Genomic DNA, 24178 nt, shown 5'->3' on the forward strand with positions numbered 1-24178 from the left:
GAGACAGAGTCTTTTGAAAATTGGGCAAGACTATTTAATTTTTCAAATGGAAAAATAAAGCCAAAAGTTATGTGTATTGGGAATAATTTCCAGCATGACTTTGAAAGTGAATATGAAAAGTATCGTCCTTATTTGGAGAGGTTAGATAACCTCTTTGACGTTATAATGCCACGCGACACATACTCAACTGATAATTTAAAAACTATTCTCAAGAAAAAAGATAAGATTCTTCAAGGCCTAGATCCTGCTTTTTTGTTAAAAAAACCCGATGTGCTTGAACATAAAGCTACCTCGAATAACAGCTTCGCATATTTTTTTAGTAGGTCAAGCTTACCTGATATTCAAAAGATTGTTGAAGCTTTAGAAAAAAAAAGCGGGCTTAAAGGCATAGAGCTATCAGACTGGTTAAAATTAGATCCTGATAATGCAGAAAAAGTATTTAGTAATTGTATAAATATAATAACAAACTCAGCATTTGTTCTGACAGACCTCTACCATCTATCTATTAACACACTGCGACTAAACATACCTGTTATCTGCTTTGGAAATGAAACAACTGAGCAGACAGGTACAATAGGTGATTTCAAGAAAAAAGTTTTATTTGATATGCTAGCAATGAACCATCTCTATGTGGAACTCCCGTCTGATCCGACGAGAGCCTTCGAAATTATTAACAATAAGCTATACGATATAGCTAACGATCCTAAGCTAACTTTAGAGATTAATTATGAAAAAATTGAAAGGCTAATTGATGACTTTTCCGCTACAATATTAGAGCAAATATCAAGTAGTACTTAGTTTTTTTTATTTATTCTTCTTGCTACAAAACAAACTACGCCCTTAGTGATGATTTTAAAAAAAATAAAAGAAACTATAAGATAATAACGGGGCGAATTCAGCATTGAAAACAGATGTTTAGCTGATTTTTTATATTGACCGTGCCAATAAGTCTGCTTGGCTAGCTCTAGTTTATGTCGTAATGCAGAATCTTTGGTAGGACCAAGTAGAATTGGTTTGACGAGTTGACGATTAGAAATATCGTTCAGTATTTCTAATCCACCTTCGAGATTACGTATATAACTAGCAGATACATTATCAGTACCACGGCCAAGTTGAACTAAGTTTCTTTTCAGGAATACCACATGCTCAGTATTTCCTACTGCGCGCTGGGTCAAGTGAGCATCTTCTGACCCAATAACATTTAGATCAGGATCGATACCACCAATGCTATTGTAATAGTCACGGCTAATAACAAAGGCTGAAATCATTAAAGGTTGCTGTACCATAAGCGTTTTATAAAACAATTTAGCATCTAATATCTTAAAATTTTCAGCATCATTGATTGTTGATTTAGCAAAAAATCCTTCCCGGTTAAGAATTTTTAGCCTAGGCTCATTTTCCCCCTCAACTTGGTAATCTCCAAAACACAATTTGGCACCCGTACTTTCTAGTGCTATTTTGCATTCCATCAGATACTCTGGTTGCCACAGATCGTCACTGTCGCAAAATGCGATCCATGGTGAAGATGCTTTTTTTGCGCCAAAATAACGAGCAATCAGTGGCCCTTGGTTTTCTTGCCACGAGTATTTCAGACGGTCGTCATTTAACTCATCAACCATGGCTTTGGAATTATCATTCCCGCCGTCGTCAATAATAATGATTTCAAATCTTTGGTATGTTTGATTAAGGATACATAATAGCGTTTTTTCTAGACTTTCCGCCCTGTTGTAGGTTGGAATAATTACGGAAAATAAAGATTCCGGCATCTTATCGCCTCATAAGGTATGTATTGCTAAAGATATGCAAAGCATACGTCAATGGTTTAATGTCTATTTTTAAGGGTAACAACACTGAACTGAATCCGAAAAATGCTCGAGGCTAAGCTTATGAACAACATCAACTCTTGCTTGATTTGATATCCTTTCACGCAACACTCTATCATGGAGAAGTTTACTAATCTGCTTTGCCATCGCCTCTGGCGCTCTTGGTTCACAAAGAACTCCGTTTTCTCCATCAATGATGGCCTCGGGTATACCATTCACATTAGTAGAGACGATTGGCAATCCAAATGCCATAGCTTCAAGGACAGATATCGGAAAGGCTTCTACATGTGAAGCGCATACGTATATATCTAACTCATTTAGGTAGTCACGAACATTATTTACCTGACCATGAAAGGTAAAGAACGCAGTTAGACTAAGTTCTGCGATTTTTTGCCTTAACAGCGGCTCCCGCGTTTCACCAAATACATCACCACCAATAATATGAAAATGGACATTAGGATGTTGCAATACAACTAAGCTTGCAGCCTCGATAAAATCCAAATGACCCTTTCGCTCTTGCAAATTGGCTACAATACCTATGTTGGTTTTATGAGCGGGTAATACACCAATTTTCGGTTCAAACTTTTTATATTTTTCCGTATCTACACCATTATGAATAGTTTGATGAGTCGCAGAAACTAGTATGGAATCGACTCTTGGCTTAACCGCATCCGCCAATTCCTGACTGCAGTAAATAAAGTGAATTGCTTTGGGTTTACGACGGAAAATCCACCGTAAAGCCGGGGTTTCTATTGGAAAATGTACATGCGCAATAATCGGTACTGCCAGTTTATTTGCAGCCCAAATCAAAGTCCGGATGACGAATAAATCACCACAGTGTATTAATTTAATTTGGTTTTCTTTTAAATAGTTATACCAATTCAAATGATTCTGTAAGGTTTTAACAGGCTTTTTAATATCAGGCTGATAAATCGCTAAGGGTTGCACAACAGCGCCTAGCTGCTGAGCCGCATCCAATAATGGGCCCGACTCCGGCGCAACTAAATAAGGCTTATACTCTGCAGGCAAGCCTTTTATTACATCCAGCGTAACACGTTCGGCACCACCAATTTTAGCCACATTATGTACATATAAAATATGTCGGTTTGCCGATGCAGCCAAATCCTTTGTTGTCATTCACATCTCCCTGCAGCAATGCTGTCAAATAACGCTGATGCGCGACCGGTATGTTGTTGCCAGGTATAATTTTCAAGCACATGCTGTCGGCATTGCGTCGCCGAAAAGCGCTCGGCACTTCGTATTGTTAATAGCTCGGCGACGGCAGTAGCAATAGCTTGAGCTGAGGTGCAATCAGCAATTAAACCGGTAGTGCCTACCAACATAGTTTCACGGGTACCACCGGAATCACCGGCAATCACTGGCTTGCCTGCAGCTTGGGCTTCAACCAGTACCATACCAAAACCTTCAATGTCATTTCCCTCGGTACGATTAGGCAAAATAAATAAATCACATTGCTGGTAACATTGGATCAGTTCGGCATCGGTAATTTCAGCTTTAAACTGCACATAAGGCTCAACCTGATACTGTTGTACCAATTGCTTCAGTGCGGCTAATTCCTCGCCATTACCCACTATCACATATAAAAACTGCGGATACTTTGCCACAATCTGCGGCAACGCCATTATCATGCGATCATGACCTTTACGCTTTTGTAAGCGTCCAACCGTTAAACAAACAATTCGCTGTTGCCATCCTTGCCGTTGTCGAAAAGCGTCGTCGACTGGTGCAGGTATAAACCGCTGTTCATCTACCCCCGGATGTAACACGGCAATTTGATCCACTGGTATCTGCCAGTGTTCAGTTAACAGGTTTTTGGTATTGTTACTATTACAAATCAGTTTAGTTGAGCCTTTCAGTACCTGTCGCACCATAAAAGCCAATTCTCGGCTGGAACGTGCCACTTCAATATCTTCGCCATGCACATAGCAGATTAGCGGTTTACGAAGTAATTTCGATAGCATTAATCCGGTAAACCCCTCATGAATAGTCCGTCCACAATGAATTTGACTGAGGTTTGCCGGTTTATGTTTAAGTGCCAGGTAAAGCATCCTGCCATAAAAACCTAAACCCGTTATGCTTTTCAGCCCCCAGCTTTTGGAGGTCATTGGTTGACGGATAATAGGTTGCGGATAAGCCTGATCAATCTGCTGTTGCTCAGGGTCTTGATTATCATGGGTAAGGATCGTTACAGAACCTGGGCTAAGCCGTCGGTATAATTCAAAAAACCATCTGCCGCTGCCACCATGTTTAGGTGGAAATATCTCGCTTAGCAGTAAAATGCTCATCCTTAAGTCTCCTGAGACCTATTGGCCATCTGATAATAGCGCTGGTAGTGCTGACTCATTACCTCGACACTAAAGGTTTGTTGAAAAATTTGCTGACGTTGCAACTTGCTCTGAGAGGCAGAATCTTTAATAAGCCAGCGTTGGATAATAGCGGCAAGAGCCTGCGAGTTTGTTAGTGCAAAAACTTCACCCAACTCAGGGCGATGGATCACTTCGGGATTTCCACCCACACCAGACACCAGGCAAGGGATCCCCAAACTCATTGCTTCCAGTAAAGTCATAGAGGTGCCTTCGCTCAGTGAGGGCAGTAAAAATAACGCCATGAGTGCCATATAATCGGTAGGCGGGCTTTTAAAACCAGCAAAGATCACTTTATTTTTTAACCCTAAGTTGTCCGCCAGTTGTTCAAGGTTATCCCGCTCTGGCCCATCGCCAACGATAAGTAGTACTAAGTCAGGAAATTCTGTGGTTAATTGCGCAAAGGCATTGATTAATAAAGTCTGATTTTTAATCGGATCCAATCTTGCCACTGTGCCAATAACCCGTTGCTCAGGTTGAATGCCCAGCTCTTGCCTGGCTTTTTCTGTGCCATCTTTTGCGCTAACTAAAGGCTCGATGCCGTTATATACCACGTCAATTTTATCTGCTGGTATAAATTCATACTGCACCAGAGCAGCGGCAGTTGCTTTAGAGATTGCCGTAATTTTATACGTTGTTGCCGCCATCAATTTATTCAGCAACCAAGCTTTATAACGGTGCCGGTCGGGATAAAAACGGCCATGCTCTGTAAAAATCACTCTGGCTTTAGTACCTAAAGCAGCAAACCAACCATACACCCAGGGCGTGTATTGATGACAGTGCACGATATCAATTCGATGAGACTTAATCAGTTTACGAATGCCTTTGATTAACGCCCAATCAAAACCCGGCTGTCGCGACAGGATATCAATAGCAACACCTTGTTGTTGCATTGTCAGCCCTATTGCGCCGACGCCCCCTTCAATACAACAAATACGATGTTCAACTGCAGTTTTGTCGATACCGCGAATCAGCTGATTAATAACCTGTTCGGTGCCACCAATACCCATATCGTAGGTAATATGTAGTACCCTTTTCATCGCACCTGTCCTTGTTGGTTGCTTCCTGTAACCATATAGTGTTGCCACCAGGCTTCAAATACCAGCATGCTCCAAAGCTCTTGGGTGTAACGGTGATCACCGTTTTGATGTCGTAGCCAAAGCTGCTGCACCTTGCTTTGTACAAAGATTTCGGCCAGCCCCGGTGATTTTGCCAATAGTAAGCTGTCGCCAATGGGTTTAAGTTCACGACTTAACCATTCGGCCAAAGGTACTGAGAAGCCCATTTTTTTTCGATATAAAATATCATGCGGCAAGATGCCTTTTTGGCTTTGCTTTAGCAGGTACTTTTTCTCACGGCCATGCAGCTTTAAGCTTGAAGGCACTTTGGCGGCAAACTCAACTAAACGGTAATCCAATAAGGGGGCTCTGGCCTCCAGCGAGTTAGCCATCGTCATGCGATCAACTTTTACCAGAATATCGCCGGGTAAATAGGTTTTAAAATCGGTATACAGTACCTGGCTTAAATGATCGTCCGTATCTGCAGCCTGATACGCCTTAGTGGTTACATCGGCCGAATCGTAACCCGCCAATTCACAGGCAAATTCCGGCCGGATTAATTCTGCCCATAACAAGGGGTTAAAAAAGCTGTTGGTTAAAAAGAAGCCCTGCTCTGGTGTTAATGCTAAGGTACGCAATAAGCTGTGAGCTTTGCGTGCGGGTGTGCCAGGTAATTTCGCCGCCAACGCAGCCAGCGGGGGAGCAACTTTGCGTAATACAGGTGGTAAACACTGTCGTAGTTGCTGCTCGGTTTGATCAACGACATACTTACTGTAACCGGCAAAGTTTTCATCTCCGCCATCACCAGCCAATGCGACCGTTACCTTTTTGCGGGCTAGCTCAGCGACATAATAAGTCGGAACAAAAGAAGGATCGGCAAAAGGTTCATCGAAATATCGGCTGATTTGCAAAAAGCTGTCCGTTACATTGGCTCGTACGGTAAATTCATGATGCTCGGTGCCAAATTGTCTGGCGATCTGACTGGCGTATTGCACCTCATCAAATTTTTTGGAGTCAAAACCTATGGCACAGGTAGTAACCGGCTGAGAACTTTGTTTGGCCATACTGGCCACCACTGCACTGGAATCGACGCCGCCACTTAAGAATGCTCCCAGTGGTACATCACTGATCATGCGGATCCTGACCGCATCATCCAGAAGTTCGCGTAATTGATGCGATAATTCTTCTTCGGAGGCGGCGCTGCTGTTGGCAAACGTCAAATCCCAGTAACAGTGCTCAGTTACCTGACCTTGCTGCCACTCAAGGTAATGGCCTGGTTTGAGCTTGCGGGCATGTTTAAAAATACTTTTAGGATCAGGAATATACTGATAAAAGAAATAATCCTGTATCGCTTGAAAATCTAAATCACGTTTAAAAAACGGTAATGGCAGCAGGGCTTTTAACTCAGAGCCAAAGGCAAACAGATCTCCCTGCTGATAGATATAGACCGGTTTTTTACCCAGTCGGTCGCGGGCTAAAAACAGTTTTTGCTGCCGGGTATCCCAGATAGCAATAGCAAACATGCCATTTAGTCGCTCTAAGCAGGCTGCACCTTGCCGTTGATAAAGTCTTAACAGCACTTCGCTATCAGTGTGTGTGCTAAACTTTTCTCCGGTAGCCAGTAACTCAGCTTTTAATTTCAGAAAATTATAAATCTCACCATTAAACACCATTACATAGCGGCCACAAGGTGAATGCATCGGCTGCGTACCCGCCTCCGACAGATCCAGAATACTGAGTCGACGATGTACCAGCATAATTTGGTTGTCATACCAATGACTACCCGCATCCGGGCCTCGATGAAAAATAGCTTGTCCCATGGCTGCAGCCAATTGTTCAGCCTGCGGTTCTGGCTCACCAAAGCGTATATAACCGGCTAATCCACACATCTTAATCTTCCTTTGTAATCAACCGACGCCGTGCCCCTACAGGCAGCTGTTGTGGCTTGTCCCTACTCGCGCTAAGTTCCGGTTTGCTGCCACGCAATTTTTGTAAATACAACACATTACCGGCAACAGATAAATATAAAATCAGCCAGTATAAAATTTCTGCCCGGGCGCGGTCGATAAAGGTTCCGGTCACCAAAAAAGATACCAGGGCGCATTCAAGCATCACTACTTTAAAGTATTTTTCAGACTCATTATTTTTTATCAGATATTGCTTCGTCAGGTAACTAAAGCGCAATACCGATGCAAGCATGGTGAGATACAACGCTAAACCATGCCAACTGAACTCACCTAATACCTGAAACCACATTGAATGCGGTACTTTGGTCTGCTCTAAATAAACTACACTCAGCGCTTGAAAACCACCGATGCCCATCCCTAGTTTATGGTCATCCAGCATATCAAAGGTGGTAAACCAGTAATCTATGCGGCCACGACCATCGCCACCACGTTGTCCACTCTCATCTGCTTGCAAAGTTTGCATACGTTGCCAAAAGGTATCATCGGTAAGTGAATAAGCACCGGCTAAACCGGCAAGAATGATAAAAATGGCAGTTGCGCGCTGCCCTGATTTTTGGAAACGCGAGAACAACATAAAGCAGATAAAAGCACCACAACCGGCTGTAGCACCCAAGAAAGCGCCTCTACTATTAACCAGCACCAGAGTATTGACTACAAAAGCACTACATATTGCGATAACCAAACGTACTTTCCAGGTGCCCTGCCAGGCGTAATAGAGCATCACAACCAGCGAAGGGACAACGACTGCAGCAAACAAATTAGCGTCACCGCCGGTATCAATCATCCCGATGCCCTCTACCCGACCATTAGAGCTACGACCAAAGCTACGCACGATATACCCCATATAGGTACAACCAAGCATATATACCCACAGGCTCAGATCCAGATGTTTTTCACTATGCAGTAGTTTGTAGGCCACCATAAAGATAATAGTGGATTTAAAAAACTCAAAACTAAACATATTGTGAATTAACGGATCAACTGCCCATAATGCTGTTACAAAGTGCAGCAGTAAAAATAACCACCACCACTTTAATACCGGTAATTCGGTCCAGGGTGCTTGTGCGGTTAATCTGCGATAGTTAAACAGCAACGCCAGAATCATCACCACCGCGGTAATAAAGGAATAACGTAACGCTGGTACCTGCGAATACCACCACTGATTTTCAGGGTTAATCAGATAGACCATTTGATACAGCATAAAAGCTGAGGCGCTATGATATAAAAAAGTACCAAGCAAGCCGGCGATATAGACTAAGATAAAAAAGATGACGAACTTAGACATGGCTTATCTCTATCCTGTTAATTAAGCGTTTCAGGTCTAAGCAACAGCACGTAATCTGTATCATAAATGCTCTCTGTCCGGTCATAGTGGAATATAACCCCGGATTCGACTCCCCAGAAACGTCGCTACGCCTAAAGGCAATCTTTGCCATATCGTTTCAGCCAACTGCCTTAACTTATTGTCGCTAGCAGTATTACTTGTTGGTTGACACTGTCCGGACAGCTTATGACACTGCCAATCCAGCAAATAAGGCCGGGCTCCCCACTGCTGTTTAAAGCGAAAGGTACCCTCGCCCAGTGAAGAACGGCCCATATCAAACTCGGTAACGCCATGATCCGCTAAATAAGCCTGGATTTCCCAATACATCAACATATTGGGTGCAAGATGATTAAATTGTGCCAGGGTAGAAGCCCAAGGGATCCAGGCGCGGTGCTGAAAATAGAATACCAAGGCAGCACCGACGGCCTGCTCGCCACAGTAAATCAGCGCCACAAAAAATTGCTGTTCGCCATTAATACGGCTAACTAACTGCTCAAACCAAGGCAGACTATGTGCCGGCGATCCTAAACGATGCATGTTGGTGCAATAAATCTGATAAAAATCTTTTAGCGCACTAAGTTCGGTAGCTCGTTGAAAAACCAAGCCATTTTTTGCAGCCTTTTTTATCTGGCTGCGTAATTTCGGTTTATAACTGGCCAGTAACGTATTGGCATCAGTTGGTAAGGTAACGATCATTCGAACTTTTGCAGTGCTTAAGGCAACTGCTGCAGAGGCTGACGGTGTCAATGTATCCGGAACCGCAAGGGGCTCGTCTTCGAATGGCTGTTGAGCACTGGTCCGGATTTCAACCTGTTGCACGCCTAACTCGGCCATTAACGTTTTAAGCGCTTGCTCAATCGCGTTGGTAACCTCTGGCATTAATGATAACGGAGCACAATAATCAGCGAAGGCGACAGCGACAACTTTTGCTTTGGCAAAAGGCGGTCGAATTACAGTTAATGGTAAATAGCCAACCAGCCGCTGTTGCTCCTCTACAATGACACGATAAACTTTATGGTTATAAGCGCTTTCACAAGCATCTAGCCAACAGTTTAGATGGTAAAGGCTCCCTAATGGATGCTGTAGCACAAAATTGTCCAGCGCCTGCTTTAGCTCTTTATCAGCTTCGGATACTACTCTGACCGAAAAGTTATTTTTCATATGGCGCTTCCTTTGCGGACTCCGTTCGTAGGCGGGGCTGCAGCAGCAAATGTTGGAACTGATGCTTTATATAACGAACAAACCTTTCTAACCTGAATCGCAGCAATGGCCGCTGAAAGGAAACACCCATCAGCTGTTTTTGTTTTTGCGCAAGCTGTTGCTTATAACGCGCTTCGCCACCCATAAAATCATAATAACTAAAGCCAAGCTCTTGATACCGCGCTATAGCCAGATAATGACACAATAATCCGGGTTTTAGCTGCTTACTAGTTTCAGGTTTGGCGACACCCAAATAAAAATACACCTTGTTGTTGTAGATAAAATTATAAATGCTTGCTACGGTCTCTCCGGCAACCTGTAACTCGAGAACCTCAATGTTTTCTGCTGCGGATAACAATAGGTTTTTATGAAACTTTAGAAATTTCGCGTTAACAAAGCCGCTTTGTTGAGGGCCATCGCCCCAGCGTGCGATATGCCAGTTTGCCATCTTGTGAAAACTGGCGAGCGCGGCTTCTGGGCTCGCCATCCTGACCAGTTTTACCTCGCCTTTTTGCTGATATAGCTTTAAACAACGCGTGATTTGATAACGGGTATTTGCCGAAAGTGTCGCTGCGTATTGCACTTGAGATTGAGATAATGCGCAAAGATCCACTCCATAGGTTGCGGTTGACCAATGCTGATAAACCGGTAAGGCCAACAGTTGTTGAAAAAGCGAAAATTGCTGTTGCTCAATTCCAGCTAAGGTTAATTCTTGCCAGGAAAAATGTTCGTTAAGGTAATCTATGCAGGCAGCTTCCAGTTGTAACTTATCGTATTGACGATGCGTTAAAAACCCGTTGTACTCAATAAATATTTGATCACAATCTGGTTTACCGGTTTGGTGTAACCGCAATGTTTTGCTAAATAGCATGCCATGACGACGTTCGGTATGTTCCACCACAATACCAATTGCCACTAATTGTTGTTGATGCCAGACTCGCAGAACTACTGCTTGGGGTACAAAGGTTTTAAGCCAGTTTCCTACCCAAACCCAAGATAAAAAAAACGCACAATCAGATTGTTGTTCAAGCGATATCCATTGCTGTTGGATATCACTTGGTGACTGTAGTTGAAAACTTTCAATTCGATAGTCAGCAGTAGCGTTCAACATCTTTTTTGCTCTATATTTCAATTGCTGACAATGGTGATTAATTTCCAGTTGGTGCATTTTTGTTCTGAATCAGCGTTCTGATTTGATGCGGAGAGGTTGCTTGCCCTCCTAATTCGTGAAAGAAAAAATCAAAAAAACGTTTAAAACTGTCCAGAAATGCCATTAACTCTTTGTTTGTTCTAACATAACTGGTATTGCCGGGTTCAATGCTAGAACTGTGAAAACTCCATGTAAAAGTCCTGACTCCCTGCTTTAGCAGGAATTTCGTAAGCTTAACATGCTCTGCAAAGGTAAAACCTTCGGGCGATAGCATTAATCGGTCAACAATACCTGTTCTGGCAAAAATACCTGGTAATCGGCAACGTTCATATTTTTGGGCAAAGCGAAAAGCGTTATGGGCTAAGGGAGGACATAAGCTTACGTAAGCGCCAGTTAAAGGTATTTCTAGCAGGTTGTTGCCAAAAGTAAACGGCTTTGGTGCAAAGGCGTGGTAGTCCGGGCCTCCATCCTTGCTGTGATCAAAAGGCGGACAAACCGATAAATCAATTAAATAACCGAGTTTCTCCAAAATGATCTGCGTATTCGAACCGAAACCATAACGCCCCGCTTTATAAATTCTTGGCTGTTCGCCAAAATGCTTTGTTATCGTTTGCGTTAACTCATACAACTTTGCTTTTTCGACTTCATAATCGAGATTTCCCGGGTACATATTGGCAAACGATAATTGTTCTGAGAAAGGCGGATTGACCCAAGGATGTAACTGAGCACCGATCTCACACTGCCCGCTTCTGTGTAACTCTCTAAGTACAACATTATTGGCCAGATCATTTGCAACCGGATAGTCCATAACATAGCAGGGAACGATGCCATATTGCTGAAAAATCGATTGTACTGACTCCAAAAAATGTAGATGCGTAACGGACACTTGCTCACGAGAAGGGAATTTCTGCCAGTCAAAAGCTTCTTCAGTATCGATAACAACCTGAAGTAAAGGAGGAAAATGCGCTAAATTGTCTATCAGATCCACATTTGTAAACATCGGCAATCCATGCACCTGCGCTTTTAGCATTCTGTTAGCATTCTTGTTATTATCATGCTTGATTTTTGGCCGGCGAGCAATATGATGCTGGAAGAATGATCTTATACATTTTAATTCGTCTAAACTGTTAGTCTGCCGCCCGGTAGAAAAGCCTCACCGGCTGTTTTGAGCAATGGAGAATGTTCGCATGAAAAAAACCTATCTGCCTGCTGCAATTGCACTGAGTATAATATTAAGCGGTTGTGGCGGAAAATCAGCCGAGGAGCACTTCGCTTCAGCTACCGAATTCGCGCAACAACAACGTTTTAATGAAGCGGTTATAGAACTCAAGTCAGCCGTTGCTGCCGCACCGGATAATGGCGATTACCGGGTATTGCTGGGACGCATTTACATGCAAACAGGCGACTACATCTCCGCCGAAAAAGAACTTCTGCGAGCCATCGCCAACGGAATTGCCTTACCTGAGATTGCACAGGAGCTTATCCAAACTCGTTTCCGCTCTGAAAATTACAAGCAACTGCTGGAACCTATGGAAGGTGAAGATACTCTGTCTGACTCCTTACTACGTTATTTAAGTTTCTATCGGGCCCTCACTGAGATTGAGATGGGAACGGGTGAAAATGCTCTACCGAGCTTCGATAAGCTGGTTGATGCACCTGAGCCGGACTTACAACAGTTTGCGAAAGCGATGCTTCATATCAGAAATAATGCAGCCGCAGAGGCATTAACCACTTTGGAAGCTATCGATGCAAACAGTAATACCGCAGCGGAAAATTTGCTGTTCCGGGCACAATTGCAATCTTCACTCGGCAAAGAAGACGCAGCGCTGGTGCTTTACTATGACTATTTAAAACTGGTCCCTTCCGCACTTCGCAGCAGACTTAGTGTTGCGCAATTGGAACTGAAAAATCAGGAATTAGATAAAGCCAGGGCGCAACTCGAGCAAATCATGCGTTTTGCACCAGAACATGGCTTAACAAATTACCTGAGTGCTATCGTTGCTTACGAACAAAAAGACCTCAACAAAGCTAAAGAATATATTGACCGTGCTATTGCAAACCGCTTCAGCACCACTGCAAGCCGAATTTTAGCGGGGATTATTTATAACCAGTTGGGGTTAAATAGTCAGGCGCTGGCGCATTTGGCCACTGTGCAATCACAACTTGGTGTGTATCCGCCGGCACAGCGACTTTATACTGCATTACAACTGCAGGCCGGCGAGTTAACCAGCGCAGCGGGCTCGTTAAGTACTACTAATCTTACAGCTGACGATGTTAACCTTGCCGCTGCAACTGCATTCCAATTATTACGTGCAGGTGAAACTAACCTTGCCAATGACATTCTGCGACAAATGGAGGATGCCGGATTAGCTCAGGATAGCCGGGCATTAACAGCAATGGGACAACTTAAGCTTGGCATCCCTGAACAAATGACAGCGGGGATCAGGGATCTTGAACAAGCGTTACTGATAGATCCGGCCCGGCATGACGCGCGTCTGACACTTGCTGCCAGTTATATTCGCCAACAACAATATGATAAGGCGTCAGCGCTGGCTGATGAATGGTTAAAACAACCTGAAACCGCAAATACCGGTTATAACCTTAAAGCCTTAACTGCGATGCTGTCAGCCAATTTTGCCGAGGCAGAGAAGTTCCTTAATGAAGCAGAGCAGGCGGACGCAAAAAATGCGTTCACTCAGTATTTGTTGGCTGCCGTGGCGCAACAACAAGAACAACCCGACCAAGCAATAGCCTTATTGCAAAAAGCGGTGAATTTGCAGCCTGACTATGTCCCAGCATACCTTGGTTTATACGGTATTAATAAATCGCTGAACAAAGAAACGTCACCCATTATTGCTCAGATCCAGGCAGCGCAACAAAAAGCACCGGATAATCAAGGCCTACTGGGCTTGTTACTTACTATCTATCAACAGGAACAACAGTTTGATGCCATAGTTGCTTTGTTGGAACCAAAACTTAGCGATAACACGGGTTTTCCGATTACAGGTTATCCGGTGCTGGCAAACGCCTATGTCAATCAACAAAAACTACCACAGGCACTTGCAGTTACAGAGCGTTGGTTTAAACAGGATGAGCGAAATCAACAAGCCGCTCTGGCATATGCGAATATTCTTGCGTTGAATAAGCGAATGAAAGAGGCCTTAGCTGTTGTTGATAATTTGCGGAAACGGTTACCAAACGACACCAACATTAAATTAGTGCAACTAGCCTTACTTAATGACTCTGAAGACTATCCAGCAGCTCTTGCTGTTCTGGAACAGTTACCAAAAGAGATTAGCAGCCAACCCCAAATGCTATTCCATAAAGGCAGAATGCAGCTGCTGGCAGGTCAACTAGCCCCTGGATTAAAAACACTGCAAGATTCCTACAATGCCGTTCCAGACTCTTTAACTGCTATTGCCATCGCAGAAGCTTATGCAAAAGATGTCTCATATCGACGTGCCGTGCGCTTTCTTGAAGAACACCTGGAAAAATACGGTAAAACGGATACTCGGCTCTATAGTTTTTATGGCAGTTTATTAATTCAGGATGACCTTGAAAAAGCAAGACAGATATATCAAGAGATTTATGAAAGTGATCCTGAAAACCCATTGATATTAAATAATTATGCCTGGGTACTGGCCGCGACGGGCGCGGCGAAAGAAGCGCAACCTTTTGTCGAGAAAGCGTTAAAAACACTTCCACAACACCCTGATATTCTCGATACTTACGGTAAGATTTTAAAGCTTCAAGGAATGCACAAAGAAGCTATTGCTCAATTTGAAAAGTCCTTGTCGATAAGGCCAAGCCATACTGAAGTACTGCTTAACTATGCCGACTCACTGATTCAAAACGGAGATAAAGCAAAAGCACGAGATGTGCTCGGTAAAGTTAAAGCTGAGACAGCGGAACATCAACAGCGACAACAACAACTCACAGCTGCGCTATGATTACGTATCTAATTTGTAAACTGACAGCCTCGGCTGTCAGTTTTTTTTACAAAAAATCAATCCAACTGAGAACAAAAAAATAAAATCAATTAAAAACAACTACTTAAAAACAATTAAAAGTTGGCACAATTCAAGCATATACTTTGAAGGCATATAGATAAATAAGTGATCAAGGAGTTGGATATGAAAATTTTTAAACGTATTACTGCCGCAGCTGCGCTAATTTTTGCAAGTTGCAGTCTAAGTGCTGCTCCTATTACTGTTGGCGGAGTAACGTGGGATCCGGATTGGTCTGACGGTGGATTAGAAGATTTTCTGCTGAAGTATCAGATCAGTCAGTGGTACTCTGCTAACAATGTTGCGAACAATAGCCTGGCGCAAATGCAAAACTCATACAATACTGCAGTTGGTATTAACACTGTTCTCGGCTCAATTAATCCTCTCGCAACTGGGTCAACAGGATTATTTCTCGCAGGTACAGGCATTGTAAACTGGATAAATGGAAGCAGCAGTTTTTGCGGAACATCTTGTCAGTTAACCATTGCATTTGGTGGAATTGAATTGAACAAAAACAGTACGTTCAACACCACTAATGCATGGTTAAATCTCTATGTAGATAGTACTTCACTTTACACTGATCCACTGTCTAACAGTGCGGAAATTGGTATGGCAATGGATGGTCAAATCTGGTTATCTGCAGCTGTTAATGGCTTTAGTTTAGAATCAGGTTCTGTGAGTAATGGCCAAGGTGGCGCGACGTTATTGGTAAACGGCGGTATTGCCAGGGACAATTTTCTTGCCTCACCTGCAGGCGGCATAGCTTTTCAGACTGGAACTGGTTTTTTTAACACCCTTAGTAATGCAAAATACGCTGCTGTCTCTGGTCAGGTAATATCAACAACTATTCCAGAACCGTCAAGCATTGCTATTCTCGGGCTAGGATTACTTGGGTTAGTTGGTGGTCGCAAATTTGCAAAACGTTGTAATTAAAAAACAATTTAATCCAATCTAATATGATAAATACCCACCACATTTGTGGGGGTATTTTTTTATCATTTTAATTTGAACGTTATTCCTGAACGAGAATGACGACAGTCAGAACCGACCTTGCACTGATAACTTTTCGTGGTCCAGCCAAAGACACTCTTAACACAAAATCCTTGACCAAGATAACCCCGACCTATGCTTACCAGCAATAGGACTTAATGTGTCAGAATAGTTTACACACCGCACATATCCCTCAAAAAAAGTGTTCATTTTATAAGAAATAACAAATAGTTATATATCTGGCACCCTATATGCAGTGACTACATGTCGTATATTAAGTCGAAACACAGGAGTGTATATATGAAAGCCAAGTTAATACTTATAAGTTTATCGATGCTTGCTGCTACACAAGCCACCGCTGCTGTAATTACTTTTGGTGGCCAAACACCAATTGACGGCTCACAACAAACTTCAAACTTTGTGCCAAGTAGTGCCTGGATTACTCCCGGCGGCGCATCGTCAGGTGGTGCCGTTACTAACATTATTAATCCCAACTCAGGTTTTTATATCGAGACCTTTGATCGAGCAACCCAAAATCCACTTTTACCCCCGGGTGCTTACATTGACTCGGAATCAATACCAGACTGGTTAGAAATTCAGTCTGCTGGCTGTGGTGTAAATTCAGCTGGCGCGCTGAGTGTAAGCGGTATAGGTGGCATTGGTGTTCAGCAAGGCAATACACCGCAGGCTGCCCATGCTAACAGCAATACAACATGTTTTGGTTATGCACCGCATTACGATGTTAACCCGGCCATTGCGTCGATGGTTGTTGACTATACCGGTTTTATCGCCCAGCAAAGACCAGGTGACTATATCGGATATTTAGGTATCTATTACGGTAGTATTGACACCTATAACGCTCTTGAGTTTGGTAATATTGTTAATAATGTCTTTGTGCCAATTGATTTTACGTTGGAGGATGAGGTTTTTAACATTTTGACCGGCACTACCATTTTAGATTTTTTCCAACTGCAATCTGGTAACCGTGACAATTCTAACCGCTACGTTAACATTACATTTAATCAAAATGAAAACTTTACAGCGTTCAGAATGACCAACACAACTTCACGTGCATTTGAAATCGACAACATCGTTGTTGGTTTGAATTCAGCTGTTTCAGTACCTGCACCAGCGTCAATTGGTATTCTTGGTTTGGGTTTAGTTGGTCTTCTTCTAAACAGAAGACGTCAAAAATCGTAATACGACTAAAGCTTCATAACATAAAAAAGATGGCGCCTCATACGCCATCTTTTTTACTGTTGTTAACTGACTAAAGACGCAAATCTAAAAAACTACGTTGCCATTTGTATCAACATGCCTGTCTCTATCCGCTTTTTACACACTATTAAAGAGAATACCGGCCCGGAGAAATGATATTATTGGGGTCAAGCACCAATTTTAGTTTTTTAACCACCTGCCAAAACATGGCTTTATCACTAATCAACTCTGCCTGCTGCTCCAAATTAAGCCGATACGGCACCCAACCCTTGGTTAAACCAATACTCACCAGCTCGTGCAAACACGCTTTAGCTTGCTGCATTGCTACCGGATCATTACGGTTAAACACGATGGGGATAGTGCTGTCTACCATATCGTGCCGCAGATTGGTAAAGGTGATCATGGGTTCGATACCATATCTGGGACACACACTTCTGATATGGTTAATATAGTCTCGCATCGCCACGGCCCTCATCGGCACCAAAGGCGCGTACCAAAGTAGACCGCAATTATCGGTAGCAGGGTTTAACGGCCGATTGCGATCGGGTATCGTAGTCGGATTACGCCAGTACGCCAATGGCAGCGCCACCTGATTTGGAATGCCGCGCATAATATCAATGCCGGCATCTAACGAAGCTAACATTTTTGCCGGCTTTGCTAATAAAGAGGGAAAGAGTTTAACCGCCAATTTGCCGGCTTTAATTAGCAAACTACTGGAAAATAACACTTTAGAGGCTCTGCCAGCAATCAGTAGCTTAACCTCTTTAGCAGCCGCTAGTACCACTTTACTGCGTCCGTACAAAGTACCGGCGATGGTCCAGGCCGGAATATCATAATCTTTAGCGATCCGGGCAACCTGGCTATCTGACATTACCTGGTGAGCCGCCCGACCATTTGGATTATCCGCCATCATGGCCGCAACCCTTCGGCGGTCCATTATATTGACTGAGCCAACTACGCCTTCCAGATCACGTAAAATCTGAAATACGATTTGCTGCGCAACTTCAAAATCCGTGTCGTGCTGAAACTGGATATAAAATGCTTCAAATGCCTGTGGCTGCGCTTTTAACCTAAGGGTTAGCTCACTGACTATAGCGAGATTACTTTGCGTCCAAAGCCCATCCAGGTAGGGCCCAACGCCATATTTGTAGGTATGATCGATTAGCTGTTCGGCGCTTTGGTCTAATTCAGCTACGGCAGATTGCACAATGCTGCCATCAGCCAGGATGGCCCGCATTGCGGTTACCGCACCAAAATGATCGGTGTAGGGTGTTATGCCATAACCCCGTTCAAGTGCGTTTGCCAGAATACTGCAGCTGGGGCCTGCCCCAGTAACGGGTACCATAAAGGCAAGTTGTTGCTGATCTAAGAAATCCCGTAGCTGTTGTTGGGTAACGCCGGGCTGCACTGCAAATAAGCCCAAATTGGCGTCTATTACTCTGATTTTGTTTAAAGCGCCAAGATCAAGGATAACAGCAGGTCTGTTAGGGGTTGCTGAGTTATAACCCCAGTTACGACCAGTACTGATTGGAAAAACCTGAAAAGCTTGCTCTGACTGCGCTAACTCTCTCGCCAGCGCTAACAACGCCAGAATATCTGACTCTGTTTTGACCTTTACCACCAGGTGCACATTGTCAGGGTTGCCCTCGCAATTATAACGATAGCTTTGCAGTTCCTTGGCAGCAACCACAATCTCAGCGTCAGCAGATAGATGCTGGCGAATTCGCTCGGCAAGCATCACTCTACAATCCGCTTAAGGAGGGTACAAAGATTAAGGTCTTATCCGGTATCGTATCAACCTGACCAACAGGCTTCTGCTCTGCGAAAAGCTCTTTCTCAATAGACTTCATTAACTTGATATAACCTGACGAAATATTCTTCCGGAACATGTCAGAATTAATATAGTAAGCAGCACGCTTGCCGTGGTACTCAACTGGCTCTCCAAGCTGTTTAAAATGAATACCTACAAAACTCAAACTTCGCGCCAGACGGGGTTCCATCATCACAAAAGCATGTAAGCGATTGGTATGAAAAGCCATAGCAGCAGCGGCCATATACAAGCAAATCGCAATGTATGGAAAGCAGCGCAATTCATTCGCGGAAAAGGTAGTCTCATCTATCGCACCGGTTGCGGCGCCGGCGAATTTGTCGATTGCCCGCTTACGGAACATGGCCGGCACAGCCAATCGGGAGAACTCGCAAATATTCTCTCTTGGAAAATTTTTTGGGCTGAGGCTTTGATCTTCAATGGCATGCATACAGAATTTTTCTATCGGCAGCAGTTGTTCTGCAGAATCTGACGTAATAAGCCGCACTGTGCCAGCCATTTGCGTGGTCGCAACATGGCGTATAAAACAATGAATAGAATGCGCATCAAATTCGTCAAACTCTTCATGGTTTGGTTTGAGATCTTCGAAGTGTAACTCTTCACAATAGACATTGTGTCTTAGGCGAAATACCTCGTGCTTCAAATCGTCCGATGCCGCAACTTGTGGTTTAAGGTACTTAGAAAAGTGTTCTGAGATATGTTTGGCATCATTGCTCGCGAGAGTCGATATTGCCTTTTTCACCATGCCACCGATCACCGGTTTATCCGCCAACGCTCTGAGCCTTTTCATAATTCCCTCTGTCTCTGCCTACAGCACTCATGGTGTTTGCAACACTCTATACTCTTCACTATCACTTAAAAAAACACAAGATATTGTTTGTTAATTATTAAACTATTTTCACGCGCATTTTTCACACTCTTGGTTTAAGATTAATACATAACAATGGAATACGCTAAGGTGAGCAATTGATATGCGGCATGTTTTTCTCAATTTATTGATTTTAAATTTATTATTGCCTCTGGCAGCCTCAGCCAAGCCATTATCTGACACGATTAAGCAAGTAAAGCCCGGAATCGTCGCCATTGGTATTTTTAACCCGACCGCTTCTCCCAGAGTTCGACTCGTCGGCACCGGTTTTGTGGTAACCCCGGGTAATCGTATTGTAACGAACTATCATGTCATCGCGGCACCACTGGATAGCAATCGCCAAGAGCAATACGTTGTATTATCTGGTCAGGGTAGTCAGGTGGTGCAGCATTTCATTCAGAAACAAGACACCGCTATGGCGTATGATTTGGCGATCTTACATATCGAACAATCTTTACCGCAATTAACGCTGCATCGTAGTAATAATCTGGTTACTGAAGGTGCTGAGGTTGCGATTACCGGCTTCCCAATTACTCAGATACTAGGCTTGTATCCCGCTACACACCGGGGAATAATCGCCGCCCATACTCCAATAGCCATACCGGTAGATAATTCCGCAAACCTGCATGCAGCTGCCGTCAGACGCCTGGGAGCCCCCTACCTGGTTTATCAGCTCGATCTTATGGCATATCCAGGCAATAGTGGCAGCCCGTTGTATCTGGCAGACAGCGGTGAAGTGATTGGCATTATCAATCAGGTTTATATTAAAAGTACCCGTGAGGCTGTACTCAGCGATCCCAGTGGTATTACCTATGCAATTCCGGTTCAGCATCTGATTAACTTGCTGGAGCAGCCGAATTAACATGGACTGGTTAGCAGTGCTTTCGCCAGAGCAAATTGGCTTTACCCTGGCAGCTTTCGCTTATTTTGGTTTATTGCTTCTCGTCCTTACTACCCGCAGCCGCAATGTACCTAAATTACTATTAATCGTTTTTGTTCTCAGCAGCTTTGTTTGGGCACTGTATTATGCGGTGACACAAGCTTCGCCATATAGCAATAATCTCTCAAAGATTGTCGAACTTAGTCGTCAGCTCACCCTGTTGTTGTTTTTATTAGCCGCCTTACAGCCCCATAAATATCTTCTGGAGTTTATTAACAAGCCTTACACCTTAATTACTGCGCTGTTGGCTATAGTTTGGTTATTAATCGCCCTGCTTTTACCCGCCAACAGTAGCCTGTTATACACCGGCAGTCTGGCATTTTGTGTTGTTCAACTGGCGATGTTAGAGGCCTTGTACCGCAAAGCATCCGTTTCTGAACGCTGGCAATTTAAACCATTGGTTATTGCACTGGCCGCCAGTATTATTTTTGACTTTGTCCTACTCGCTGAATCAGCACTGTTTGCCCGCATCGATTTACAGCTGTGGCAGGCCAGGGGCTTTGTATTCGCAGTATTAGTGCCGGTTCTAACCGTCTCGATCCGGCGGATCAGTGCCTGGGATATCAGGGTGTATATTTCGCGCGATGTGGTGTTACAAAGTACACTGGTTATCGCTGCGGGTGTGTATCTCTGCTTATTAGCACTAACGGGCTTTTATCTGCGTTATGTCGGTGGTAGTTGGTCTGAACTCCTGCAAACCAGCTTTATTGTTCTTGGTTTTGTCCTGATGTTGTTGTTGCTATTTTCTGCAACAATGCGTCGCAAAATTAAGGTGTTTATTGAGAAACACTTTTTTGAAAATCGTTTTGACTATCGCGAACAATGGTTAAAACTGACCCGTGGTTTGCAAGCGATCAATTTATCCCAGGATAACCGTTATCAGGAAGTACTAAAAGTCTGGCTGGCAGCCATAAATTATAATCAGGGAGCCCTGATCCAATATCAGGCTAACGCCAGCGTTAAAGTGCTCGCTAATATTCAACGCCCGGCACTGAGCGAAACTGAGCTTGTGTTATTACAACGCTATTATCAGACTTATCGAGACCAACACTGGCAACTTGATCTGAGCAGTAATGACAGCCGTCTACTTCAGGGTCTTGATAGAACTCAACTCCATAGCCAGCTGTTACTGCCGATCCGCACCCAGGAAGGATTATGGGGCGTCTGTCTGATGCAAACTGACCCGGCACAACGCTTACCACTAAACTGGGAACTTCGGGACTACCTGAGCGTGGTATCTGAGCAAGTTTCAGCACTACTACAATTGATGCAAAGCAGCGACAAATTGAGTGAAAATGCGCAGTTTGCCGCCTTTAGCAGAATGTCTGCTTTTGTTGTTCATGACTTAAAAAATATTAAGGCACAATTGGATTTACTGTTACGTAACGCTATTAAGCATAAACATAACCCGGAGTTTATTGACGATAGCTTCGCGACTCTTGGTGCTATGCAACAACGTCTGGAGCATATGCTGCAACAACTTAGCACTAAACAGTCTGCCGCTGAGCGCCAAAGCAGCTTTTCAGTTGGCCGCTTAATCCAAAAAGTCATTACCGAGCGCTGTGCCAATAAAGCACCAACACCAGAACTGCACTTCTCAGAGGATTACCAACTGACTCTAGACCAACACCGCTTCGCTAATGTGCTGTTTCACCTGCTGGATAATGCACAACATGCTACCGCAACCGATGGCCGAATTGACCTCTACCTGGCACAAGAGCAACACGACCTGGTAATACATATTCAGGATACAGGCTGCGGCATGACCGCTGACTTTATCGAGCAACGGCTGTTTAAGCCTTTTGACACCACCAAAGGTAACGCTGGTATGGGGATAGGTGTGTATGACGCGAAAACCTTTATCGAGCAAGCTGGCGGCACCCTTACGGTCAGCAGTGAACCAGGGGTAGGCACTACCTTTAGCATCCGACTTCCGTTACACTCCTCTTACAACACCACAACGGCAGCTCCTGCGGGACAAGGATTGTAATATGCATACCGTTTTAGTTATTGAAGACGATTTGGGGATCCAAAAGCAGCTGAAATGGAGTCTGAGTGACTACGAGCTGGTTTTTGCATCGGATCGCCAACAAGCTATGACACAGCTACGACGCTTTGAACCTGCAGTGGTGACTCTGGATTTAGGTTTACCACCTGATCCAGCGAATGCTTCTGAAGGTATGGCTTGTCTGTCCGACATTTTAAGCAGCAAACCTGATACCAAAGTAATAGTGATTACTGGCAGCACCGATAATAGCCATGCGTTGCAAGCTATCGCTCTGGGTGCCTATGATTACTATCAAAAGCCTCTCGATGCTGACGTCTTAAACATCATTTTACAGCGTGCTTTTAAACTGACTGAGCTGGAAAATGAAAACAAAGCACTGCGTGCCAGTTATCAGCAGCAAGCCGATATTATTGGTAATAGTGAAGCAATTCAGAAAGCCTGCCGCACGGTAGAAAAGATTGCGCCAACTGAAATCACGACCTTGCTATTGGGTGAAAGTGGTACTGGTAAAGAGGTGTTCGCCCGTGCTATTCACCGACAAAGTCCTCGCGCCAACAAGCCCTTTATTGCCATTAACTGCGCCTCGATTCCCGAAAACCTGCTAGAGAGCGAACTCTTTGGTTATGAAAAAGGTGCCTTTACCGGTGCGGTAAAGACCACCTTGGGCAAAATCGAGTGTGCCAATGGCGGTACCTTATTATTGGATGAAATTGGAGATATGCCGCTATCGCTTCAAGCCAAGATGCTGCGTTTTTTACAAGAGCGCGTAATAGAACGCATTGGTGGGCGCAGTGAAATTGAGGTCGATGTTCGGATTATTTGCGCCACGCATCGCGATCTGACAGAAATGGTGGCGCAGCAAAGTTTTCGGGAAGACTTGTATTATCGGATCAGTGAAATCGTGCTAAAGGTCCCGGCCCTGCGCAATCGTGGTCATGACATTATTTTGATTGCTAAAGCCCTGCTACATCGCTTTAATCAGGAATACAAAACGCAAATTCAAGGGTTTACTGAATGCGCGACCCAGGCAATGTTGGCACATAGCTGGCCGGGAAATATCCGCGAATTGCAGAATAAACTGAAATCTGCAGTCATCCTGGCCGAGAGTAAGTTTCTGAGTGCCGAAGAGTTAGGGTTACAGCCTAGCACCAGCAAAGCCAGCTGCCCGACATTACGGCAGATCCGTGAAGAAGCCGAATCGGAAGGTATTCGCCACGCTTATGCACTGGCAAATAGTAACTTGTCGAAGACCGCCGATCTCTTAGGTATCACCCGGCCGACACTGTATGCGCTGATCGACAAATATAAGCTGTATGATTTAAAACAAAGCGATAACGAGCTGACACAATAAGCAGGCACCGAAATCAGTAAGCCTCAACACTCCCTGATTTGAGATCGAGTAGGAGGCGGGAT

18 protein-coding genes are annotated in these 24178 nt (G+C 44.0%); 7 read left to right on the forward strand and 11 right to left on the reverse strand.

Going from position 1 to position 24178, the window contains the following annotated elements:
* Positions 1–798 (forward strand): polysaccharide pyruvyl transferase family protein (locus AAY72_RS05500; protein ID WP_156411286.1); only part of this gene is annotated, 798 nt, incomplete at its 5' end.
* On the opposite strand, the gene AAY72_RS05505 is transcribed toward AAY72_RS05500, so the two are convergent.
* The 9 genes from AAY72_RS05505 to AAY72_RS05545 all read right to left on the reverse strand — a co-directional run bounded on the left by AAY72_RS05505 (position 795) and on the right by AAY72_RS05545 (position 11906).
* Positions 795–1766 carry a glycosyltransferase gene (locus AAY72_RS05505; RefSeq protein WP_057785903.1) on the reverse strand — a complete coding sequence of 324 codons (972 nt, stop codon included), beginning with the start codon at positions 1764–1766 and terminating at the stop codon, positions 795–797. The genes AAY72_RS05500 and AAY72_RS05505 overlap by 4 nt on opposite strands.
* A gap of 69 nt (positions 1767–1835) precedes the next feature.
* On the reverse strand, positions 1836–2960 hold the full coding sequence (locus AAY72_RS05510) for a glycosyltransferase (RefSeq protein WP_057785904.1): 1125 nt from the start codon (positions 2958–2960) through the stop codon (positions 1836–1838).
* Positions 2957–4129: a glycosyltransferase family 4 protein gene (locus tag AAY72_RS05515; RefSeq protein ID WP_057785906.1), complete on the reverse strand. Its 1173-nt coding sequence runs from the start codon at positions 4127–4129 to the stop codon at positions 2957–2959. Before AAY72_RS05515 ends, AAY72_RS05510 begins: the two co-directional genes overlap by 4 nt.
* Before the next feature lie 2 nt (positions 4130–4131).
* Positions 4132–5247, reverse strand: coding sequence for a glycosyltransferase (locus AAY72_RS05520; protein WP_057785908.1), 1116 nt, complete (start codon positions 5245–5247; stop codon positions 4132–4134).
* The gene (gene asnB, locus AAY72_RS05525; protein ID WP_057785910.1) at positions 5244–7154 is read right to left on the reverse strand and encodes an asparagine synthase (glutamine-hydrolyzing); all 1911 of its coding nucleotides are present in this window, start codon (positions 7152–7154) and stop codon (positions 5244–5246) included. The genes AAY72_RS05520 and asnB overlap by 4 nt, the downstream gene beginning before the upstream one ends.
* Position 7155: 1 nt before the next feature.
* The gene (locus AAY72_RS05530) at positions 7156–8517 is read right to left on the reverse strand and encodes an O-antigen ligase family protein (RefSeq protein WP_057785912.1); all 1362 of its coding nucleotides are present in this window, start codon (positions 8515–8517) and stop codon (positions 7156–7158) included.
* An 81-nt stretch (positions 8518–8598) separates the two neighbouring features.
* Complete coding sequence (locus tag AAY72_RS05535) at positions 8599–9717, reverse strand: GNAT family N-acetyltransferase (RefSeq protein ID WP_057785914.1); 1119 nt, start codon at positions 9715–9717, stop codon at positions 8599–8601.
* The gene (locus AAY72_RS05540) at positions 9707–10924 is read right to left on the reverse strand and encodes a GNAT family N-acetyltransferase (RefSeq protein WP_082628945.1); all 1218 of its coding nucleotides are present in this window, start codon (positions 10922–10924) and stop codon (positions 9707–9709) included. Before AAY72_RS05540 ends, AAY72_RS05535 begins: the two co-directional genes overlap by 11 nt.
* The gene (locus tag AAY72_RS05545; protein WP_057785932.1) at positions 10905–11906 is read right to left on the reverse strand and encodes a polysaccharide deacetylase family protein; all 1002 of its coding nucleotides are present in this window, start codon (positions 11904–11906) and stop codon (positions 10905–10907) included. The genes AAY72_RS05540 and AAY72_RS05545 overlap by 20 nt, the downstream gene beginning before the upstream one ends.
* A 187-nt stretch (positions 11907–12093) precedes the next feature.
* Here AAY72_RS05545 and prsT point away from each other — a divergent pair, with 187 nt between their 5' ends.
* The 3 genes from prsT to AAY72_RS05560 all read left to right on the forward strand — a co-directional run bounded on the left by prsT (position 12094) and on the right by AAY72_RS05560 (position 17103).
* A complete protein-coding gene (gene prsT / locus AAY72_RS05550) occupies positions 12094–14856 on the forward strand; it encodes an XrtA/PEP-CTERM system TPR-repeat protein PrsT (protein WP_057785918.1) in 2763 nt (920 codons plus the stop codon).
* Positions 14857–15039: 183 nt separating this feature from the next.
* The gene (locus AAY72_RS05555; RefSeq protein WP_057785920.1) at positions 15040–15846 is read left to right on the forward strand and encodes a PEP-CTERM sorting domain-containing protein; all 807 of its coding nucleotides are present in this window, start codon (positions 15040–15042) and stop codon (positions 15844–15846) included.
* 357 nt (positions 15847–16203) lie between these two features.
* Complete coding sequence (locus AAY72_RS05560; RefSeq protein ID WP_057785922.1) at positions 16204–17103, forward strand: PEP-CTERM sorting domain-containing protein; 900 nt, start codon at positions 16204–16206, stop codon at positions 17101–17103.
* A 145-nt stretch (positions 17104–17248) separates the two neighbouring features.
* Here the strand turns inward: AAY72_RS05560 and AAY72_RS05565 are convergent, their stop codons facing one another.
* Entirely contained in the window at positions 17249–18859 is a 1611-nt protein-coding gene (locus AAY72_RS05565; protein WP_057785924.1) for an FAD-binding oxidoreductase, read from the reverse strand.
* 4 nt (positions 18860–18863) lie between these two features.
* Positions 18864–19739 (reverse strand): PEP-CTERM/exosortase system-associated acyltransferase, encoded by an 876-nt coding sequence (locus tag AAY72_RS05570; protein WP_008983116.1) that lies wholly within the window; start codon positions 19737–19739, stop codon positions 18864–18866.
* A gap of 181 nt (positions 19740–19920) precedes the next feature.
* On the opposite strand from AAY72_RS05570, the gene AAY72_RS05575 reads away from it, so the two are divergent.
* Genes AAY72_RS05575 through prsR form a run of 3 tightly spaced genes read left to right on the forward strand, consistent with a single transcriptional unit; the run spans position 19921 to position 24116 of the window.
* Positions 19921–20679, forward strand: a complete 759-nt coding sequence (locus AAY72_RS05575) for a serine protease (RefSeq protein WP_057785926.1) — start codon at positions 19921–19923, stop codon at positions 20677–20679.
* Position 20680: 1 nt separating this feature from the next.
* Positions 20681–22747 carry an XrtA/PEP-CTERM system histidine kinase PrsK gene (prsK, locus tag AAY72_RS05580; protein WP_057785928.1) on the forward strand — a complete coding sequence of 689 codons (2067 nt, stop codon included), beginning with the start codon at positions 20681–20683 and terminating at the stop codon, positions 22745–22747.
* Position 22748: 1 nt separating this feature from the next.
* Positions 22749–24116, forward strand: a complete 1368-nt coding sequence (prsR, locus tag AAY72_RS05585) for a PEP-CTERM-box response regulator transcription factor (RefSeq protein WP_057785930.1) — start codon at positions 22749–22751, stop codon at positions 24114–24116.
* Positions 24117–24178: the final 62 nt, after the last annotated feature.

It is taken from the genome of Alishewanella sp. WH16-1 (assembly GCF_001441695.1).
GTDB lineage: Bacteria > Pseudomonadota > Gammaproteobacteria > Enterobacterales > Alteromonadaceae > Alishewanella > Alishewanella agri.

Excerpts from the sequence above, each read along its gene's own strand:
- prsR (WP_057785930.1), top strand. The coding sequence starts at position 22,749 with ATGCATACCGTTTTAGTTATTGAAGACGATTTGGGGATCCAAAAGCAG.
- prsT (WP_057785918.1), top strand. The coding sequence starts at position 12,094 with ATGAAAAAAACCTATCTGCCTGCTGCAATTGCACTGAGTATAATATTA.
- AAY72_RS05545 (WP_057785932.1), bottom strand. The coding sequence starts at position 11,906 with ATGTTTACAAATGTGGATCTGATAGACAATTTAGCGCATTTTCCTCCT.
- AAY72_RS05560 (WP_057785922.1), top strand. The coding sequence starts at position 16,204 with ATGAAAGCCAAGTTAATACTTATAAGTTTATCGATGCTTGCTGCTACA.
- AAY72_RS05540 (WP_082628945.1), bottom strand. The coding sequence starts at position 10,924 with ATGCACCAACTGGAAATTAATCACCATTGTCAGCAATTGAAATATAGA.
- prsK (WP_057785928.1), top strand. The coding sequence starts at position 20,681 with ATGGACTGGTTAGCAGTGCTTTCGCCAGAGCAAATTGGCTTTACCCTG.
- AAY72_RS05570 (WP_008983116.1), bottom strand. The coding sequence starts at position 19,739 with ATGAAAAGGCTCAGAGCGTTGGCGGATAAACCGGTGATCGGTGGCATG.
- AAY72_RS05565 (WP_057785924.1), bottom strand. The coding sequence starts at position 18,859 with ATGCTTGCCGAGCGAATTCGCCAGCATCTATCTGCTGACGCTGAGATT.
- AAY72_RS05515 (WP_057785906.1), bottom strand. The coding sequence starts at position 4,129 with ATGAGCATTTTACTGCTAAGCGAGATATTTCCACCTAAACATGGTGGC.
- AAY72_RS05505 (WP_057785903.1), bottom strand. The coding sequence starts at position 1,766 with ATGCCGGAATCTTTATTTTCCGTAATTATTCCAACCTACAACAGGGCG.
- AAY72_RS05555 (WP_057785920.1), top strand. The coding sequence starts at position 15,040 with ATGAAAATTTTTAAACGTATTACTGCCGCAGCTGCGCTAATTTTTGCA.
- asnB (WP_057785910.1), bottom strand. The coding sequence starts at position 7,154 with ATGTGTGGATTAGCCGGTTATATACGCTTTGGTGAGCCAGAACCGCAG.
- AAY72_RS05510 (WP_057785904.1), bottom strand. The coding sequence starts at position 2,960 with ATGACAACAAAGGATTTGGCTGCATCGGCAAACCGACATATTTTATAT.
- AAY72_RS05535 (WP_057785914.1), bottom strand. The coding sequence starts at position 9,717 with ATGAAAAATAACTTTTCGGTCAGAGTAGTATCCGAAGCTGATAAAGAG.
- AAY72_RS05520 (WP_057785908.1), bottom strand. The coding sequence starts at position 5,247 with ATGAAAAGGGTACTACATATTACCTACGATATGGGTATTGGTGGCACC.
- AAY72_RS05530 (WP_057785912.1), bottom strand. The coding sequence starts at position 8,517 with ATGTCTAAGTTCGTCATCTTTTTTATCTTAGTCTATATCGCCGGCTTG.
- AAY72_RS05575 (WP_057785926.1), top strand. The coding sequence starts at position 19,921 with ATGCGGCATGTTTTTCTCAATTTATTGATTTTAAATTTATTATTGCCT.